We start from the raw sequence: 18,413 nt of genomic DNA on the forward strand, positions 1-18,413 counted from the left end.
GCACATACATCTGTATTCTACTGCATACAATGCGCGACAAAAGTCTCCCGACTCACACTGCCAAAGGAGCTCACTATGCCGAGCCTGGACGACCCATTACTGATCTTTACTGACATAGAAGGGACACTGCTGGATAGCCATACCGGCGAATGGCAACCCGCTGCGGAGTGGCTTGCGCGTCTGCGCCAGCGGAAGATACCGGTGATCCTCTGTAGCAGCAAAACGGCGGCAGAGATGATCGCCATACAAAACCTTTTGCAACTGCAAGGCCTGCCCTTTATTGCCGAAAACGGCGCGGTGATTCAGTTAGATGAACACTGGCAGGATCATGACGACTATCCACGGATTATTAGCGGTTCCCCTCATGCGGAAATCGCCCGCGTGCTGACCCAATTACGCCAGAGCAATGGCTGGAAATTCACGACGTTTACAGAGCTGGATGAACATGTGCTGGCCGAGTTAACTGGCCTTACGCCTGCGCAGGCTAACCTCGCAAAGCTGCAGGAAGCCTCTGAAACGCTGATTTGGCGCGATAGCGACGAACGCATGGCTGCTTTTGATGATGCGCTGGCGCAGCTGGGGTTACGTGTTGTGCAGGGAGCACGATTCTGGCATGTGCTCGATGAGCGCGGCGGAAAAGATCAGGCCGTAAGCTGGCTGACCCGACAATATCGGCATTACCAGGGCAAACGCGCGGTTACGGTTGGGCTGGGCGATGGACCAAACGATGCACCGTTACTCGATAATGTCGACTACGCCGTGGTGGTGAAAGGCCTTAATCGCCAGGGGGTAACGCTACGCCAGGATAGCCCGCCCCGGGTTTATCACACGCAACAAGAGGGAGCGGCGGGCTGGCGCGAAGGCCTGGATCATCTGTTTGGAATCTCATCCACTGAACAGACTTGATTGCGACCATTGTTTTTTGCCAGGTATAAGCGGCTATCGGCAATGGATTGCAGGTATTCAAAATCGTAATTGCCGCTTTCCTGCGCATCGCTGACCCCGAGGGAAACCGTGATGCGCAACGTCGTGCGCTTATGGATCAGGATCTCTTTACTTTCAATGCGCGAACGGATGTGTTCGGCAACCTGCACCGCCTGCTCAAGCGTGCTGCCTGGTAATAAAATACAGAACTCTTCACCGCCGACGCGCCCGGCAACATCCTGTTCTCTAATGGAGCTGCTGATAAGCCCGGCGGCGTGGGATAACACCAAATCGCCGGCCTGATGACCGAACTGATCGTTGACGCCCTTAAAATGGTCAATATCCAGCTGAATGACCGAGAAGGGTCGCCCCTGCGCCCGCGCCTCTTCAGATAACAGTTTCGCCTGCTCAAAGAACGATCCGCGATTATAAAGGCGCGTCAGCGGGTCGAACCACGCCTGCCATTGCAGCGTGCGTTGCATACTATACAAGTTGGTCACCATTCTGCGGATCACCACCCAGGAAAAGAGCAGCATGCCGGTAAACAACACCCACAGCAGCGAGAGCGCGATGCTGATACGCCCGAAATCCCCGGAGATGCCTTCACGCAAAGAGTGAATACGCAGCAGGACGCCACCAAAATGTTTAAGCTTTTGCCAGCTCACATAGCGGGTGCCCAGGTTCAGGCCGCCAACGGTATCGCGAGTCAGTTCCGCTTGCAGCTTCGCCACGTCAGCCTCGTCAAACTCGGCGCTGGCATCCTGTGGCGATTGGGTGCTGGTCAGCAGCCGGAAATGGTTATCGTAAAGCTGATATTCCCCGCCATCCTGCTGGAGCTGTTCACCAAGCAGTAGCGGCTTAATCGCGCTCAGCGGAAAGCTCATGACCAGCACGCCGTACCAGTAATGCTGATAATCAAGCGGCACACTGGCGGCGACGATATTGTCGCTTTCCGTGCTGTTAAAAAGCGTGAACCAGCGAACGCCACGCCCACGATTTTCCCGTAGCTGCTGGCCGCTAAACCAGGGGCGCGTTAATAAGCGGTAATAGGTGGAAATAATGTCCTGCTCACGCTCAATGGGGCGCGTGGAGAGGAAAAAACCGGCGCGCGAGAAATAATAGGCCTGACGCGGCAACATGGCAGCCTCCGAGGAGAGGCGAAACAGGTAGCCAAGCTCCATTGCCGCCGTGAGTTCGTTGTGCAACCGCTCCTCGTCGCGACGCAGCAGCCCGCTCTGCTCAACTAAAGCGTCAGAAACGCCGTAAATGGGCAGCGTCCGGCTGTTATCCAGCCCGATCTGCCAGTAGGGTAAGGCGCGTTTACGATCAAACTCGCCCTGCACGGAATTTAATACTTCAAATCCCAACGGCTTTTGCAGTGCCGCCTGCATACCATTTCGGAAAAAGAGCAACCGGTCTACGCCGACCTGAATCTGCATATCCAGCGCATTGCTGACGTTTTCCAGCGCGCTACGCTGGCTGGCGACATACGCGCCTTGTAGCACAATCACTTCGCGCCAGGTCAAAATCGTCGAACAGACCATGACGATCACAAAGCAAAGGTTAACCACCCGAGCCGGGACGAAATAGCGCTGTAGATGTTTGAACGGCCTGGGCTGTTTCACGACACGATTCTGCCGCACACGGGCTCCCTGAGATATCTGTGAGTGCGCTTTCGCCCCGCTCGTGTTTAATCCGGCAATAAAAACGCCCAGCAATGCCGGGCGTTTTAGTGGTTACGCTTCTTCGTGGATGCGCCGCCTGTCGCCAGGCATCAGCTCATCTTCACGAAAGGCTTCCCGTTTGACGCCGTAGCCGTCATACCAGCGGCACTCAACCATGCCGCTGGCATAACCGGTAACAATCATGAGCGGACCACCCTTTTTACTCTGCACTTCATCGCTGACCAAAAAGACCATTCTTGCCTCCGGTATCAGGGCGAAACTTTTTCACCTTAGACGAAGTTGCTTAAATTTGCGTAATCCCTGTCGCGAGATTTTATTTTTCACCGCCACGTAAACGTTCCACTCCTTTCATTACCGCGACCACCACGGCACCAATCACAAAGCCCAGCACCAGGTTGGCCAGCATGGGAACCAGCGCCTGCAGCAGTGCAGGCTGGCTCGCGGCAAAATGCTCGATAGCATGATGTAACGGCGCAATGCCATGTACCACAATCCCGCCGCCAACCAGGAACATGGCCAGCGTACCGACCACAGACAGGAGCTTCATCAGCCAGGGCGCGGTGAATAACAACCCTTTCCCCAGCCCCTGCGCCAGAACGCCCGGTTTCTCTACCAGCCAGTAGCCCATATCATCGAGCTTCACGATGATTCCCACCAACCCGTAAACACCAATAGTCACCAGCACCGCGATGCCCGACAGGATCAGCACCTGGTTCAGCAAAGGCGCATCGGCAACGATACCGAGCGTGATGGCGACAATCTCGGCAGAGAGAATAAAATCAGTGCGCACCGCGCCTTTAATTTTATCTTTCTCGAACTGCTGCGGATCTTGCGCTGCCAGCGCTTCCAGACGCTGCTGACGCGCCTCCGGGCTCTCTTTATGTTTACGCGCTGCAAACGTGTGCAGCACTTTTTCCACACCTTCAAAGCATAAAAACGCGCCGCCGAGCATCAGCAACGGTGTGATGGCCCAGGGGATAAAGGCGCTAATCAGTAACGCCAGCGGGACGAGAATCACTTTATTCAGCAGTGAGCCACGCGCGACGCTCCACACCACCGGCAATTCGCGATTGGCGCGCACGCCGGTGACCTGTTGTGCGTTAAGCGAAAGATCGTCGCCCAGCACACCGGCGGTCTTTTTCGCCGCCAGTTTACCCATCACTGAAATATCATCCAGCAACGTCGCAATATCATCGAGTAATGTTAATAAACTACTTCCTGCCAAAATGTCTTCCTTTTAAATTTATGGTGTAACGCTTCTCAGTATGATGGAAAAAGCGCGGGACGAAAATCACCTCTTACAGTCAACAAAAATTTAACACTTCTTATGCAATTAACCACTCGCCAGGCCGATAGTTTTAACGTTTACTATAAGCCTCTTATCTTTTGCCGTGGTGGGTTATGCGTTTCAGGCAAGTTTTACCGCTTATTGGCGCGCTTTTCGCGCTCTATATTATCTGGGGTTCCACGTACTTTGTTATTCGCATTGGCGTTGAAAGCTGGCCACCGTTTATGCTGGCCGGTACACGCTTTTTATCTGCGGGCGTCCTTCTGATTGGCGTCTTATTACTGACCGGCCATAAATTGCCACCGCTGCGCCCGATGCTTAATGCCGCGCTGATTGGCGTGCTGCTGCTGGCGGTGGGCAACGGGTTTGTGACCGTCGCGGAACACCAAAATGTGCCCTCGGGTATTGCCGCGGTTGTTGTGGCGACCGTTCCGCTTTTTACCTTATGTTTCAGTCACTTTTTCGGCATTAAGACACGAAAACTTGAGTGGTTTGGCATTGCCATTGGTCTGGCAGGCATTGTTTTACTTAATAGCGGCGGGAATTTAAGCGGTAATCCGTGGGGCGCTGTGTTGATTCTGGTCGGTTCGCTAAGCTGGGCATTTGGTTCGGTATACGGTTCGCGCATTGAGCTGCCGGGCGGCATGATGGCGGGCGCAATCGAAATGCTGGCCGCAGGCATTGTGTTGTTAGCGGCGTCGGCATTAAGCGGCGAGCGCCTTAGCGCAGTACCGCCACTTTCCGGTTTCTTCGCCGTCGGTTATCTGGCGCTGTTTGGCTCTATTATCGCTATCAATGCCTATATGTACCTGATCCGCAACGTCTCGCCTGCCGTTGCCACCAGCTATGCGTATGTCAATCCGGTTGTCGCTGTGCTGCTTGGCACAAGTTTTGGCGGGGAACATCTCTCCCCCGTGGAGTGGCTGGCGTTGGGCATTATTATTATGGCAGTGGTACTGGTGACGCTGGGTAAATACCTCTTTCCGGCGCGCCCGGTAGTTACGCCTTGCGAGGCAGAGAAGTAACCGGCATCGCATGAATCCCCTGAGTGTCGATCTGCGCAGTCTGTTGCCCTTCGCAGATCCACTCTTCCAGCCGTTCACATAGCGCCTCATCGCCGAGTTTTAACCGTCCCCGCAGCGCACACTCCCAGACCACCAGCACTCGCCAGCCCTGTTCGAGCAACAACGCCGTGTCGCGCGCATCGCGTTCCACGTTTTTGCCAATCTTCGCCAGCCAGAAATCCGTGCGCGTGGCAGGCACTTTGAACAGGTAACAGGAGTGGTGATGCCAGAAACAACCGTGGGTAAAGATAACGCAGCGATACTCGTCGAGCACAAAATCAGGTCGCCCCGGCAAGGCGGCGTCCTGGACACGAAAATTGAGTTCCAGTGAAACAAGACACGCGGCAAGCCGCTTTTCGATCGCCGTATCCTTTGTGCCGATGGCGCGCATATTTTTACTGCGCGTTGCTTTATCATGCACATCCGCCATCGCGCGTCTCCCTCAGGTCAGATGAAAACTGAAGCGGCGCAGCACCGCTTCATCAACGCGCTGGTGATCACCTTGCAGTTCGGCGCTGAGCTTCGCCATAAAGTGCACCAAAAAATCCGCGTTGTGTTCGGCGAGTTTACGCCCTTGTTCAGTCTGCATGGTGGCGGGTAATTTCAGCAACTTGCAGCGAAAATGATCGAGAGCGAAGGCTTTATCATCCAGTTCGCGTTCGGCGGCAAACGGATCTTCACCATCGAATAAGGCCGCGCCCATCAAGCCAGAAACGGCAAAGACGCGCGCCAGACCAATCGCCCCCAGTGATTCGAGCCGATCGGCATCCTGAACAATTTTCGCCTCCAGCGTTTGCGGCGCAATACCCGCGCTGAAGCTGTGCGCTTCAATAGCATGGCGCACGCCAGCCACGGCGTGTTGCGGGAAATCAGGAAAATCGCTTGCGAGAATAGCCGCCGTTTTTTCTGCCGCCATTACTGAGGATTGGTGACGCTGCGGGTGATTTTTGGCAAAACTCACGATGTCGTGGAAATAACAGGCGGTCAGCACCACCAGCGCGTCAACCTGCTGGCCCTGCATGAGCGTTTGTGCCGTTTTCCAGACCCGGCGAAAGTGTGAAACATCATGCGCGGCGTCGCCGTGGTTAAAATGCTGAGAAATCCATTGGTCAAAACGGTGCTGCCAGTCGATTACATTCATTCTTGTTCCCGTTAATGTACTGTTTCAGGCATCCGGATCCTGCGGACGCGTGTACCAGGCAATAGCGCCAAGTATCACCCCCACGACGGCTAAAACCAGCACGCCAAAAAGCGAGTTCAGCCAGTCACCTGTCGCAGTTCCCACAGTGCCAGTATTAAACCCGACCGGCAAATTTGTCTGGCTGACTGGCCAGATATCGTTTAGCACAGTCCAGATAAAATAGACGCAGAAAATCCAGAACACCCACAGTGCCAGTTTGCCACCGAAGCTGCGAACCGCTTTATCGTCCATAATGGTTTTCCGCATGGGTTAAGGGAGGAAAGGAATGAAATTGTCCCAGCATAAATGTGACAACGCTCTCATCATATCGTCTGGTGATTAATTTTAAAGATATATCAGCGAGACTGATGAGTCCCCTCACCCGCAACGGCCACAGACCGCGAAAGAGAGTGCCACGTGTCAATGACAAACAGACGTAACGGGATAAAAAATAATAAGAAAAAGTGGAATGAGTGCGCTTGCGATGACATTTCCAGGCCAGGACGAAACGCTACAAAAATTAATGATAAAAGGGGCAATCATTTCTATCAATTATGTTAAGAAAAGGTTATAAAATGTGCAAATGCAAGAGTGGAAAAGCAACTGTGACGGGAGTCGTTGAAAGCGAAGCGCGTAACTGTTTGAATAATGGCGGAGAGAGGGGGATTTGAACCCCCGGTTGAGTTGCCCCAACTACGGTTTTCGAGACCGTCCCGTTCAGCCGCTCCGGCATCTCTCCGTTCAGATGGTTGCCATGATGCCAGGTAATTTGGCATTTTAACAGACCCTGTCCCGTTAATTTGGTTCAAGTGGCGAGTTTGCGAGCAAAACGATGATTAAGTGGCCCTGGAAGACAAGGGAATCTGCCGAAGGCGCAGAATACCCCTGGGAAGAAGCGTTAAATGCCCCCGTGTTAGCAAATTTGTCGTCGGAGGAACAGGAGAAACTTGTTCATCTGGCTGAGCGCTTTTTGCAGCAAAAACGCCTGGTTCCGTTGCAAGGATTCGATTTAGATGCGCTGAAAAGCGCGCGCATCGGCTTACTGTTTTGCCTGCCGGTGCTGGAGCTTGGCCTTGAATGGCTGGATGGCTTCCACGAAGTGCTGATCTACCCGGCGCCGTTTGTTGTTGATGACGAGTGGGAAGACGACATTGGTCTGGTGCACAACCAGCGCGTGGTTCAGTCCGGGCAGAGCTGGCAACAAGGCCCTATTATCCTTAACTGGCTGGATATTCAGGACTCGTTTGACGCTTCCGGCTTTAATCTCATTATTCATGAAGTGGCGCATAAACTGGATACGCGCAACGGCGATCGCGCCAGCGGCATTCCGCTGATTCCGCTGCGTGAAGTGGCAGGCTGGGAACACGATCTGCGCGCTGCGATGGACAACATTCAGGATGAAATCGATCTGGTTGGCGAAAGCGCGGCCAGCATCGACGCCTACGCGGCAACCGATCCGGCAGAGTGTTTCGCCGTACTGTCAGAGTATTTCTTTAGCGCACCAGAGCTGTTCGCTCCCCGCTTCCCGGCGCTATGGCAGCGCTTCTGCCATTTCTATGGGCAGGATCCGCTAAGCCGTTTGCGCGGGCAGGCAGGCTGCGATAACGACAGTACACGGCAGGTACATTAAAACGCCGCCTGTGTTTTAATTCGCCAATTGAATCAGTGTGTTAAATTTAGTGTTGACACTCAAGTACGGGGCCAGTAGTATGCGCCCCGTTCACACGATTCCTCTGTAGTTCAGTCGGTAGAACGGCGGACTGTTAATCCGTATGTCACTGGTTCGAGTCCAGTCAGAGGAGCCAGATTATGAAAAGCCTGCTTTTAAGCAGGCTTTTTGCTTTTCAGGCCAGCCAGCTGGCCGCCGCCTTCCCTTCAGCCCTTCCTTCTCTTTTCTGCACAGCAGGCGACCTGATTAACGCGCAATGCCCGTCATGATTAGGCGGTGGGTACTGTGCCGCCATCGATAACGTGCTCTGTTCCTGTGATCGCCGCCGCACAGGATGAAGCGAGGAACACAATGAGACTGGCCACTTCCGCCGGTTTTGATGGACGCCCCAGCGGGATGCCGCCAAGCGAATCCATGATGATTTTCTTACCACCTTCGTAATCCGTTCCCGCCTGGCGCGCCAGCCGTTCGGCCAGCGCGACGGAGGCTTCGGTTTCGATCCAGCCGGGTGCGACACGCAGCACGCGGATCCCTTTTGGTGACACCTCTTTTGACAGGCTTTTACTGTAGGTCGAGAGGGCGGCCTTAGCCGCGGCATACGCGGTTGTCGATTCCGGCAACGGCAGTTCGCGCTGAATAGAGGTGACATGAATAATGACCCCGGTCCCCTGCGCGAGCATACCGGGTAACAGTGCTCTGTCGAGCCGGACCGCAGGCAGCAGATTAAGGTTCAGTTCCTGTTGCCACTCCTCTTCGCCCAGCGCGGCGAAACCGCCACCGGGCGCTGTCGAGCCACCAACAACGTGAACAATAATGTCAACGCCGCCAAAGTGGCTCTGCACTGCCTGCGCGACGCGCTGACAACCGTCAACCGTTGTCAGATCGGCCGCCACAAAGTGATCCGCTAACGATTCTTCAGGCTGGATTCGCGCAGTGGTTAACACTTTTGCCCCCTCGTCATGAAACAGGCCAACAACCGCCTTTCCGACGCCCTTCGTGCCCGCCGTGACCAGAACGCGTTTTCCTTGTAAGTTCAGATTCATGCTCATTACACGATCTCCAGTGCGGCAATCTTCCCGTCCAGTAAGGTGAACGCATGGCTAAGCTGCACCGGGCTGCCGGGAAAATTGCCCACCACATGTGAGGTTACCGTTAGCCGCGTTCCGTCATCCGCCACGCGGATCGGTTCAACGGTGTAGTCAAAAGCATTCTGCACGTCGCGTTGCCAGGCCTGGATAGCTTCAAGCCCGCGATGCGTCTTACTTTCATCAATAACCACGGCATCAGGCGTAAAGCAGTGGCTAACGTTGGCGATATCTGCGCCATTACTGATGGCGAAGTAGGTAGCAACTGCGTCGGGTAATGATAAAGACATGGTGAGAGGCTCCTTCGGTTTGCGGTGCTCTCATTTTCACCATATAGTGTCAAATCATCAAGAACGCACAAAAAAGTTAGTAACACGCTTATGAGTAAGATTTATACCCCCGATACCGCCGCGCTTGGCGTAGAACAGGTGCTGCGATTACTGGAGGGCCGCTGGAAGCTGGTCATCCTGTTTCATTTATTTGATGGAAAAGTGCAGCGCTATTCCGATTTCAGCAGGCTTATTCCTGGCATTTCGCAAAAGATGTTGAGCCAGCAACTGCGTCAGCTCGAAGCGGATGGCATTGTGTCGCGCAAGGTCTATCCGCAGATCCCGCCGAAGGTGGAATACCGGCTTACGCAGTGGGGGCAAGCTCTGTGTCCGGCGCTGGATGCGATGCTGAAATGGGCTGAAAAACGCGACACCTTCTCACCGAACGAGCCTTAAATCCGGCGAAAATATTGCCCTTCGTTCTGATACAACCCGCTACGCGCTGAACCGTTCGGCCGCACAGCGGGCATTTCTTCTTTTTTTGGTCGCACTCTCCAGCACATACCGCAGCCGCCATGTGCCATGCTAAAGGTGCTGTTACTTCATAATGGCGCGGACATTGCCCGGCAAAAATGAAGCCATTCTCTGCAAAACCCCTTTATCACTGACGTAACCGGAACAGAGAGGACGACCATGATCACCTTATGCAATGCGTGCGGCACCTCGTATGAAATAACCGACACGCCCCCACAGCGGTGCACTATCTGCGAAGATGAGCGCCAGTTCGTGCCGGTAACCGGGCAGAAGTGGGTTGAGTTCCCTGCCCTTCTGGCCTCGCACGTCAATAAATGGCAACAACACGAAAGCGATCTCTTCAGCATCCAAACCGTGCCTGATTTCGCGATTGCGCAGCGCGCGTTTCTGCTGAGAACAGCGCAAGGCAATATTCTGTGGGACTGCATCGCCACGCTCGACGACGCCACAAAAACGCTGATCACCTCTCTGGGCGGGCTCAAGGCTATCACGATTTCGCATCCTCATTTCTACACCACCATGCAAGACTGGGCTGCCGCCTTTGACGCCCCGATTTATCTGCATGAACGCGATCGTGAGTGGATCATGCGCGACAGCCCACACATTACTCTCTGGGATGGCGACACGCTGCAACTGACATCAGACGTAAGCATCATGCGCCTTGGCGGCCATTTTGCCGGTGGCTGCGTTCTCCACTGGGCACGGGATGAAGGTGTGCTGCTGTCCGGCGACATCGTTCAGGTCGCGCCGGGCGCCAATGCCGTCTCCTTTATGTGGAGCTACCCGAATATGCTGCCGCTGCCGGCAGAGACGGTTCGTGAAATGACGCGCCGACTGGATGCAGTGAAATTCGCAAAGCTCTACGGCGCGTTTGAAGGACGGGAGATCGCGCAGAATGCGGCGGAAATTGTGCGCCGGTCAGGTGAGAAATATATTGCCTGCCTGCGCTAAGCCGTTGGCGCACGCTCGCACATCAAGCACGGCGGCCATCGATTCAATAGCATAATTGCATGGCAACCCTGCGTTTCGGATCCAACCCGGCGAGGGTTTCCGCGGCAAGCAGCGCTTTCAGCCGGGGTGAAATAGCGTTGCCTTCAACGATGGCAAAACCCAGCGAAGCGTAAAACGGCGCGTTGAAGGGCGCATTACGATCGGTCGTCAACGAGGCGCCGTTTAAACCACGCGCTTTGCCTTCCGCCAAAAGCGCGTGCACCAGGCGTCGGCCAACTCCCTGCCGTTGCCAGTCCGGGTGAACATCCGCTTCGGCAATGTGCAGCCAGTTTTCCGTGATCTCGGCTCCGGCAAAACCGACTGGAATATCGCCCGGCGCGAACGCGACGAGCAACACCCCTTCCCTGCATAGCTGATGCAACGCGTCCAGGCTGTTAGCAACAGGCGCGCCACTGACTGCCCCCGCCTGGCGCAGCGTTTCAAACGCGGCAAGTTCAATGGCTCTTAACGCCGCCAGGTGCTCGCTTCGCGCTGGTCTGATTGTAATATCTGTCATCTGAATGTTCCCAATGGTAACAAGCGTTAAGCCTGACAGGCATAACAGCCTCAGGTCGGTTCCATACCGTTCCGCGGCTCGTATTGTACAGCCCTGGGGCTCCGGCGCCATTTTCACACTGCACCCTCACACTGTGTCGCTTATTTGCATCGTTTCATTTACTTACACAAAACGACCGTTTCGAAATAATTCATTAATGCAACTAATAGAATATGAATCGTGTTAGTGATTTTAGCCGTGATGGTCGATTCGCCGTTCTTCCCCGAGAACGGCTTTTTTTTGGGTTTTGACAGGAGGGTAAGTTGATGTTCCAGTCTGCGGTTGTTTTCCTTTCATCACTGTTCATGTGCGGCAATGTTTTTGCAGGTTCCGTCGCATCGGTGTCGCTCAGCACACTTTCATCTGCACTCAATGAACGCATGCTGATCATGAAAGATGTCGCCAGTTATAAGGCGCAGCATCACTCCCCGGTGGAAGATGTAGAGCGGGAACAAAAAGTACTGGCGGAAGCGGTGAAAAATGCCCAGGACGCGGGTCTGGATCCCCGCTCCGTGGAACCTTTTTTTCGCGCGTTGATGAATGCCAGCAAGGCCGTTCAGTACCGCTATCTGGCCGACTGGTTAGCCACCCCGGATGTTAACCGCTCCGTCAGAAGCCTGGATGCGACGCGGCAACAGATAAATCAACTGGATGGCGAGTTGCTCACCGCCATCAGCCAGCGGTTGCTCACCGGCGCTTTCACTGAAGCAGACACCGCATGGCTGTCGGCACAAATTATGGCACCGAACCTCAGCGAGGCGGATAAAAACAACCTTCTTGCCGCTTTACGCCTTATTCATCGCGCACGTTAGCCATCAATGTCGTACGCAATGAAAACTCCCATGCCCGGCCTGCCAGTGTGCAGACAGGCCGGGTATTCGATAAGAGATGCCGGGTTATGGACGGAGCCTGCGGTTTAACATCGACCACCCGAATGCCACGCACTCAAACCATTCAACTACCGAATAATCTTCTGCGCATTAACGCCCCCTGAGTTAAATTCCCCCTTTCATGCCGCCCGCTCTGCAAAAGAGTTTTCTCCTGTCCGCTGTCGCTGTAGTCTCAATAACGGCTTTTTTTGGCTGCGTACGATGTGAGTAACCTTTTCTCCCTATTAAAACTAGAAAATTTTGCAATTTTGAGGAACGGACAGAACAACTATGGACTCCACGCTCATCACAACCCACCCCGATGAAGAGGCACCGCCACTCAATCGCGCCCGCCGTGCGGCATGGGGCAGCTTTGCCGGCGCAGTGGTCGACTGGTTCGATTTTTTACTGTATGGCATCACCGCCGCGCTGGTATTTAACAGCGAGTTTTTCCCGCAGATAGACCCGGCGATGGGTACGCTCGCCGCTTTCGCCACGTTTGGCGTCGGTTTTTTATTCCGCCCGCTCGGCGGCATTGTCTTTGGTCATTTCGGCGATCGGCTCGGTCGCAAGCGAATGCTGATGATGACGGTATGGATGATGGGCATCGCCACAGCCTGTATTGGCATTCTGCCCTCCTTTGCCACTATCGGCTGGTGGGCACCGGCGTTATTGGTGATCCTGCGTGCCATCCAGGGTTTCGCCGTTGGCGGCGAATGGGGTGGCGCGGCGCTGCTGGCTGTCGAAAGCGCACCCTCCGGGAAAAAAGCCTTCTACAGTAGCGGCGTTCAGGTTGGGTATGGCGTCGGGTTGTTGCTTTCCACAGGTCTTGTGTCGCTCATCAGCAGCCTGACCACCAACGAGCAGTTTCTGAGCTGGGGCTGGCGTCTGCCTTTCTTGTTCAGCATCGTACTGGTGCTCGGTGCGCTGTGGGTGCGTAACGGCATGGCGGAGTCCGCCGAGTTTGAACGAGCGCAGACGCAACAACCGGCGCAGACAAAAAAACGCCCGCCGGTGTTTGAAGCGCTGTTTCGCCATCCGGGCGCGTTTTTGAAAATTATCGCCTTGCGCCTGTGTGAACTGCTGACCATGTATATCGTCACCGCCTTTGCGCTGAACTACTCGACGCAAAATCTGGGTTTACCGCGTGAACTGTTCCTCAATATCGGCTTGCTGGTCGGTGGGATAAGTTGCCTGACTATTCCGTTATTCGCATGGATGGCAGATCGCTATGGACGGCGGCGCATTTACATCACGGGCGCATTGCTCGGTGCGCTGAGCGCGTTCCCGTTCTTTATGGCGCTGGAAGCGCGCTCCATTTTCGGTGTGGTGATCTTTTCGTTACTGCTGGCCAATATCGCTCACGATATGGTGGTTTGCGTACAACAGCCGATGTTCACCGAAATGTTCGGCGCGGGCTATCGTTACAGCGGCGCGGGAGTCGGTTACCAGGTCGCCAGCGTGGTCGGCGGCGGTTTTACGCCCTTTATTGCCGCCGCGCTGCTGAACTTTTCCGCTGGCGAGTGGCATTCCGTCGCCATTTATCTGCTGGCAGGCTGTCTGCTCTCCGCCCTGACAGCGATGCTGATGAAAACACCGTCGCACACGCATCAGTAAAAACCACCTACACAGGAGGTGATGTTCATTCCGGGATAAAAACAGCGCCTCCGCATGCGGAGGCGCTGTTGCTTATAACTTTCGTTAAATCTGGTAATCGATCGCCGCTTCGTCCGGTTCCATCACCTGGCGTTTGATATCGTCGACCGACAGCCCGGCGTTACACAGCTCAATAAAGCGCCAGACATAGTTTCGTTGTAACTGACCGCGTTTTAACCCTAACCAGACGGTATTGGCATCAAACAGGTGCTGCGTATCCAGCCGCACCAGTTTGCCCTCTTCGTTTTCGCCGCTCGATTGTTCTGCCACCAGCCCGACGCCCAGCCCCAGCTCGACGTAGGTTTTGATAACATCGGAATCCTGCGCGCTCAGCACCACATCCGGGATTAACCCTTTGCGACCAAACGCTTCATCAATACGCGACCGCCCGGTGATCCCCTGGCGATAGGTGATAAGCGGCCAGCGACTGATATCTTCGAGTGTTAGCGGTGAGGATTGTGCCAGCGGGTGATCGGCGGGCACCAGCAAACTGTGATGCCAGCGAAACCAGGGAAACGCCACGAGTGAGCTGTCATTGCTTAAGCGTTCGCTGGCAATGCCGATGTCTGCACCACCGTTATGCAGCAGAGATTCAATCTCTTGCGGGGTGCCCTGAATCAACTCCAGTCGCACTTCCGGGAACAGCGCGCGAAACGCTTTAATCACCGATGGCAAGCTGTAACGCGCCTGGGTATGCGTCGTCGCAATGGTCAGCACGCCAGAGGTGTCATTGGTAAAGAGGTCGGCGAGCCTGCGCACATTGCTCGCCTCGTTAAGAATGCGCTCGGCAATTACCAGCAGCGCTTTACCGGGTTCCGTCATACCCAACAAACGTTTGCCGCGACGGATAAAAATCTCAATCCCCAGCTCTTCTTCAAGCTCACGAATATGGCGGCTCACGCCGGATTGTGACGTGTAAAGCATGTTGGCGACTTCGGTCAGGTTGTAATCCCGCCGCGCCGCCTCGCGGATAATTTTGAGTTGCTGGAAATTCACCCTTTGCTGCTCCTGGCCTGTCAGACATGACGATATTGTTAAAGTCTGCGGCCAGGCAGAACAAATAATAAAAACCAGCATCTTATTCCATTAAGGAATAATGCTTAACTTACCAGCTGCAACTCATGGCTTTCCATCGCCGGGCGGCTGACTAACGACATTAAAATATCTTTCACCGCTTGCGCCTGCGGCGAGAGCGTGCCGCGCGCGGAAACGTTCAATGACAATGGTAAGTTCATCGAAGGCGTGGTGATACGCGCCATCCAGCCGTTCGTCGCGGCGCACAGCGAACGTGCGGCAGACTCCGGCAGCACCGTCACGCCCATTCCGCTGGCAATCGCCGCCGTCAGCGTGGCGATCGACTCAATTTCGCCAATGATTTTCGCGGTCAGCCGACGCAGCGAAAACGCTTCATCAACACGCAAACGGACGGCGCTGTAATCGCGCGGCAGGAATAGATTCATATCGGCAACCGCCGTCAGATCGACGCTCTGCCCCGGGCAGTCACGTGTGCCCACCAGATACAAATCCTCTTTTAGCAGCGGCAGGCTGTTAATCCCCGCGCCCGGCGCGCGTTCATACAGCACCGCCATATCCAGTTGCCCGCTGAGCAATTTATCGTTCAGCGTTGAGCCACTATTTTCATGCAGATAAACCATGACTTCCGGCAACTCGGTACGCACCGCCTGCAACAGCGGCATGGTGACGGAAGATGCGGCAGTACCCGGCGCCAGACCAATAGAGACTTGTCCCCGCAGGCATTGACCGACATTGTTTACCGCCAGTTGCGCCTGTTCGCACTGGCGCAAAATTGTCCGTGCGTGGGTGTAGAGGATTTTGCCCGCTTCCGTCGGCGTCACGCCACGTTTGGTGCGAATCAGTAATTGCTGATCCAGTTCGCCTTCCAGAGTGGCAACCTGCTGGCTCAGCGCGGGCTGCGCAATATGTAATACTTCGGCTGCCTGAGTCAGGCTTCCAATATCGACGATTTTTACGAAGTATTTCAGTCGTCTTAAGTTCATTTTGCCTCCTGTACGGATACCAGTGCCAACGCCGGATGTGATGTTGTCAGGAGAGTTGCAATATGCTTGCCAGTTTTAGTTAGGCAAAATGAAAGGCGCTAACAGGCTGGATAATAAGAGATTCTAATTACAACCGGGGGAATTATTACTGAAACAGTGGTTTGTATGATGCCCCACGAAAGACTTATTGCACAGTTTTGGTGCAAATGCGCGTTTAAGTGCTTATCGTGACAGCAGATTGCTGAAATAGTCAGCAAACGATCGCCACAGAACGATCCAGCCTTTGACAAGGGCCAGGGGCATCGCTAATATTCGCCCCGTTCACACGATTCCTCTGTAGTTCAGTCGGTAGAACGGCGGACTGTTAATCCGTATGTCACTGGTTCGAGTCCAGTCAGAGGAGCCAGATTTAAAAAAGCCTGCTTTTAAGCAGGCTTTTTGCTTTTCTACCGCTAGTATGCGAAACCAATCACCTTTCATTCAGGTAAAACGTGGCTTTGATAGCTGAGCGTTTGCTCGCCAGGCACCAGCCGCAGTTTTCAACCCTCTCGTTTTTTCAGCTATTCCTGACAAGCCGTATTGCTGCACTCAGGGATTACGCTTGCCGGTACAGGGAAAAACGCGGTTCACCGCAGTAAAAGTGAAGGTCAGGTCCCGTATTGCAAGTGCGGGTTTGCCTGTATTGGCGAAGCTGGTAGAGATAAAGATTAACGGGCCTGGCTGTGCAGGCCCGTTAGCGGGATGAGGCGATGATTATCTGCCGGTATTAAAAAAGGCCACAGTCTGCGTCAGCCGACGGGTCTGCTCTTCCAGCGCACTGGCGGCCGAAACTGCATGTTGAACCAGCGCGGTGTTCTGCTGCGTTACCGCGTCAATTTGCACAATCGCTTCGTTAACGTGGCTGATGCCTTTGCTCTGCTCGTCGGTGGCGACAGAGATTTCCGACATGATGTCCGAGACACGCCGCACCGCCACAATCATCTCGTCGATACTGCTGCCAGCAATTTTGATCTGTGACGAGCCGTTGTTGACGCGAGTGACAGACTCTTCCACCAGCCCTTTAATTTCCTGCGCCGCCTGTGAGCTGCGCAATGACAAGCTGCGCACTTCACCCGCAACCACCGCGAAGCCTCTGCCCTGTTCCCCGGCTCTGGCTGCTTCAACCGCCGCGTTCAGCGCCAGAATATTGGTCTGAAACGCGATGCCGTTAACCACCTCGATAATGCTCGCTATTTTCCCGGCGCTTTCGGAGATACCGTTCATGGTTTCATTCATGCTCTGCATGACCACTCCGCCGCGCGAGGCAATATCCACGGCTTCACTCGCCAGATGGCGCGCCTGCCCGGCGTTCTCCGCGTTTTGTTTCACGGCGGCGGTGATCTCCTCCATGCTGGAGGAGGTACGTTCCAGCGACATCGCCTGTTGCTCGGAATGAGAGGCAATTTGTTGATTTCCTGCAACAATATCATGGGTGCTGGTGTTAATGATCTCCGCTCCTTCACGGATATCTTTAATCACCGCGGTCAGTTGCTCACGCATCACGCCCATTTCGTGGATCAGGCTTGAGTTGTCCCCGGCTTTTTTATCCACCGTCTGCGAAAGATCCCCGGCGGCAATCCGCGCGGCAACATCGACGGCATAACGAGGTTCGCCCCCAAGCGCCAGCAGTGTTCCCCGGTTAATAAGATATACAATCACCGACAGCAGAATACTGATAGCCACAAACTCAATCAGGTTCTGGTAGAGCGAAACCCGAAATGCCGTGTCGATATCATCCACATAAAGCCCGGTGGTGATGATCCAGCCCCAGGGCGTCCACGGAATGCTGTAAGCGATTTTCGGCTGAGCTTCCGTCTCGCCAGGACGAGGGAAAACGTAAGCGGTAAACCCGGCCTGATTATCACGGGTAACCGCAACCATATCTCTGAAGATATAGGCGCCATTGGCATCGGCAATCTGCGGCCCCTGACCAATTAGTTTCGCGTTGATCGGATGCATAATCACTTCAGCCTGGGTATTGAGAATCGTGAAATATCCCGTTTCCCCATAGCGTAAATCTTTAATCAACTGGGTTGCGCGCTGCTGCGCTTCCTGCTGGGTGATCGCCCCTTTATCAACCAGCGCGGCCTGTGTTTTGACGATACTGAGCGCCAGTTGCGAAACATGCTGCAACTCGTTTTTCCGCAGCGCCAGTTGGTCTTCTTTGACCGTAAAAGAGCTGTAGAGCAGCGTCCCGGCAAGGCACACCAGTGCCACGATGAGAGGGAGCCAAAGTTTTTGCGCGAGGGATAGTTTCATGGCATGAGTACCTATTGTTGTTTTATATGGCGGGTACAGCATCGGCTTCGGGCGTTCGAACCGCGCCTTATCTCTATATCGGAAATAAAAAAAAACGAGTTAATCGATAGAAGTTGTATATCTTTCACAACGTAACCGTTTTGAAGTTATGAAAAAGTAACTAATTAATAAATAGAGTGTTATTTTTTGGCAGGTTAATTCATCCGGCGAAAGTCTTATTAATAAATAAGAACGCCGTCACACTCAGGCGCGAAAGCGTCACAGAGAGGACAGCGGGATCCCGCCGCATTCGCTAACGGAGTCTCGCCGTTTTTGTGTGCCCTGCGCA

The 18,413-nt window shown here is 54.4% G+C and carries 20 protein-coding genes and 3 tRNA genes; 10 read left to right on the forward strand and 13 right to left on the reverse strand.

Annotation, left to right across the window (positions count from 1 at the left end; genetic code table 11):
- Positions 1–75 precede the first annotated feature (75 nt).
- Positions 76–906, forward strand: coding sequence for a mannosyl-3-phosphoglycerate phosphatase-related protein (locus BN2591_RS16625; RefSeq protein ID WP_086873043.1), 831 nt, complete (start codon positions 76–78; stop codon positions 904–906).
- Here the strand turns inward: BN2591_RS16625 and dgcQ are convergent.
- The 3 genes from dgcQ to BN2591_RS16640 form a co-directional block, all read right to left on the reverse strand.
- A complete protein-coding gene (gene dgcQ / locus BN2591_RS16630; RefSeq protein WP_086873044.1) occupies positions 870–2,567 on the reverse strand; it encodes a cellulose biosynthesis regulator diguanylate cyclase DgcQ in 1,698 nt (565 codons plus the stop codon). The genes BN2591_RS16625 and dgcQ overlap by 37 nt on opposite strands.
- Positions 2,568–2,660: 93 nt before the next feature.
- The gene (locus tag BN2591_RS16635; RefSeq protein WP_020454206.1) at positions 2,661–2,843 is read right to left on the reverse strand and encodes a YodC family protein; all 183 of its coding nucleotides are present in this window, start codon (positions 2,841–2,843) and stop codon (positions 2,661–2,663) included.
- Between the two features lie 79 nt (positions 2,844–2,922).
- The gene (locus tag BN2591_RS16640; protein WP_086873045.1) at positions 2,923–3,834 is read right to left on the reverse strand and encodes a DUF808 domain-containing protein; all 912 of its coding nucleotides are present in this window, start codon (positions 3,832–3,834) and stop codon (positions 2,923–2,925) included.
- A gap of 176 nt (positions 3,835–4,010) precedes the next feature.
- On the opposite strand from BN2591_RS16640, the gene yedA reads away from it, so the two are divergent.
- Positions 4,011–4,922, forward strand: coding sequence for a drug/metabolite exporter YedA (gene yedA, locus BN2591_RS16645; RefSeq protein WP_086873046.1), 912 nt, complete (start codon positions 4,011–4,013; stop codon positions 4,920–4,922).
- On the opposite strand, the gene BN2591_RS16650 is transcribed toward yedA, so the two are convergent.
- From BN2591_RS16650 to BN2591_RS16665, 4 genes are all read right to left on the reverse strand, one after another.
- A complete protein-coding gene (locus BN2591_RS16650; RefSeq protein WP_086873047.1) occupies positions 4,897–5,391 on the reverse strand; it encodes a very short patch repair endonuclease in 495 nt (164 codons plus the stop codon). The genes yedA and BN2591_RS16650 overlap by 26 nt on opposite strands.
- 12 nt (positions 5,392–5,403) lie before the next feature.
- On the reverse strand, positions 5,404–6,102 hold the full coding sequence (locus BN2591_RS16655; protein ID WP_086873048.1) for a phosphohydrolase: 699 nt from the start codon (positions 6,100–6,102) through the stop codon (positions 5,404–5,406).
- 24 nt (positions 6,103–6,126) lie between these two features.
- The gene (gene drpB / locus BN2591_RS16660) at positions 6,127–6,393 is read right to left on the reverse strand and encodes a cell division protein DrpB (protein ID WP_086873049.1); all 267 of its coding nucleotides are present in this window, start codon (positions 6,391–6,393) and stop codon (positions 6,127–6,129) included.
- Between the two features lie 397 nt (positions 6,394–6,790).
- Positions 6,791–6,880: transfer RNA gene (locus BN2591_RS16665), tRNA-Ser, on the reverse strand.
- A 93-nt stretch (positions 6,881–6,973) separates the two neighbouring features.
- On the opposite strand from BN2591_RS16665, the gene mtfA reads away from it, so the two are divergent.
- The 3 genes from mtfA to BN2591_RS24890 all read left to right on the forward strand — a co-directional run bounded on the left by mtfA (position 6,974) and on the right by BN2591_RS24890 (position 8,079).
- On the forward strand, positions 6,974–7,771 hold the full coding sequence (mtfA, locus tag BN2591_RS16670) for a DgsA anti-repressor MtfA (protein WP_086873050.1): 798 nt from the start codon (positions 6,974–6,976) through the stop codon (positions 7,769–7,771).
- A gap of 99 nt (positions 7,772–7,870) precedes the next feature.
- Positions 7,871–7,946 (forward strand) — tRNA-Asn (locus BN2591_RS16675).
- A gap of 4 nt (positions 7,947–7,950) precedes the next feature.
- On the forward strand, positions 7,951–8,079 hold the full coding sequence (locus BN2591_RS24890; RefSeq protein ID WP_279627235.1) for a hypothetical protein: 129 nt from the start codon (positions 7,951–7,953) through the stop codon (positions 8,077–8,079).
- On the opposite strand, the gene BN2591_RS16680 is transcribed toward BN2591_RS24890, so the two are convergent.
- Complete coding sequence (locus BN2591_RS16680; protein ID WP_086873051.1) at positions 8,080–8,859, reverse strand: SDR family oxidoreductase; 780 nt, start codon at positions 8,857–8,859, stop codon at positions 8,080–8,082.
- Positions 8,859–9,185 carry a nuclear transport factor 2 family protein gene (locus tag BN2591_RS16685; RefSeq protein WP_086873052.1) on the reverse strand — a complete coding sequence of 109 codons (327 nt, stop codon included), beginning with the start codon at positions 9,183–9,185 and terminating at the stop codon, positions 8,859–8,861. The genes BN2591_RS16680 and BN2591_RS16685 overlap by 1 nt, the downstream gene beginning before the upstream one ends.
- A gap of 90 nt (positions 9,186–9,275) precedes the next feature.
- Between BN2591_RS16685 and BN2591_RS16690 the strand changes: the two genes are divergently transcribed.
- Together BN2591_RS16690 and BN2591_RS16695 are read left to right on the forward strand one after the other, a co-directional pair.
- On the forward strand, positions 9,276–9,620 hold the full coding sequence (locus tag BN2591_RS16690; protein ID WP_086873053.1) for a winged helix-turn-helix transcriptional regulator: 345 nt from the start codon (positions 9,276–9,278) through the stop codon (positions 9,618–9,620).
- 237 nt (positions 9,621–9,857) lie between these two features.
- On the forward strand, positions 9,858–10,649 hold the full coding sequence (locus tag BN2591_RS16695) for an MBL fold metallo-hydrolase (protein ID WP_086873054.1): 792 nt from the start codon (positions 9,858–9,860) through the stop codon (positions 10,647–10,649).
- Positions 10,650–10,692: 43 nt separating this feature from the next.
- Here BN2591_RS16695 and BN2591_RS16700 read toward each other — a convergent pair whose 3' ends face one another.
- Positions 10,693–11,205, reverse strand: a complete 513-nt coding sequence (locus BN2591_RS16700; RefSeq protein ID WP_086873055.1) for a GNAT family N-acetyltransferase — start codon at positions 11,203–11,205, stop codon at positions 10,693–10,695.
- Positions 11,206–11,510: 305 nt separating this feature from the next.
- Between BN2591_RS16700 and BN2591_RS16705 the strand changes: the two genes are divergently transcribed.
- Positions 11,511–12,056 (forward strand): chorismate mutase, encoded by a 546-nt coding sequence (locus tag BN2591_RS16705; protein WP_086873056.1) that lies wholly within the window; start codon positions 11,511–11,513, stop codon positions 12,054–12,056.
- Positions 12,057–12,404: 348 nt separating this feature from the next.
- Complete coding sequence (gene shiA / locus BN2591_RS16710) at positions 12,405–13,730, forward strand: shikimate transporter (protein WP_086873057.1); 1,326 nt, start codon at positions 12,405–12,407, stop codon at positions 13,728–13,730.
- A gap of 84 nt (positions 13,731–13,814) precedes the next feature.
- Here shiA and cbl read toward each other — a convergent pair whose 3' ends face one another.
- Entirely contained in the window at positions 13,815–14,765 is a 951-nt protein-coding gene (cbl, locus tag BN2591_RS16715; RefSeq protein ID WP_020454221.1) for an HTH-type transcriptional regulator Cbl, read from the reverse strand.
- Positions 14,766–14,869: 104 nt separating this feature from the next.
- A complete protein-coding gene (gene nac, locus BN2591_RS16720) occupies positions 14,870–15,787 on the reverse strand; it encodes a nitrogen assimilation transcriptional regulator NAC (RefSeq protein ID WP_086873058.1) in 918 nt (305 codons plus the stop codon).
- A 330-nt stretch (positions 15,788–16,117) separates the two neighbouring features.
- On the opposite strand from nac, the gene BN2591_RS16725 reads away from it, so the two are divergent.
- Positions 16,118–16,193: transfer RNA gene (locus tag BN2591_RS16725), tRNA-Asn, on the forward strand.
- Positions 16,194–16,540: 347 nt separating this feature from the next.
- On the opposite strand, the gene BN2591_RS16730 is transcribed toward BN2591_RS16725, so the two are convergent.
- Positions 16,541–18,085 (reverse strand): methyl-accepting chemotaxis protein, encoded by a 1,545-nt coding sequence (locus BN2591_RS16730; protein WP_208616149.1) that lies wholly within the window; start codon positions 18,083–18,085, stop codon positions 16,541–16,543.
- Positions 18,086–18,413 lie beyond the last annotated feature (328 nt).

It is taken from the genome of Kosakonia pseudosacchari (genome assembly GCF_900184035.1).
Lineage (GTDB): Bacteria > Pseudomonadota > Gammaproteobacteria > Enterobacterales > Enterobacteriaceae > Kosakonia > Kosakonia pseudosacchari.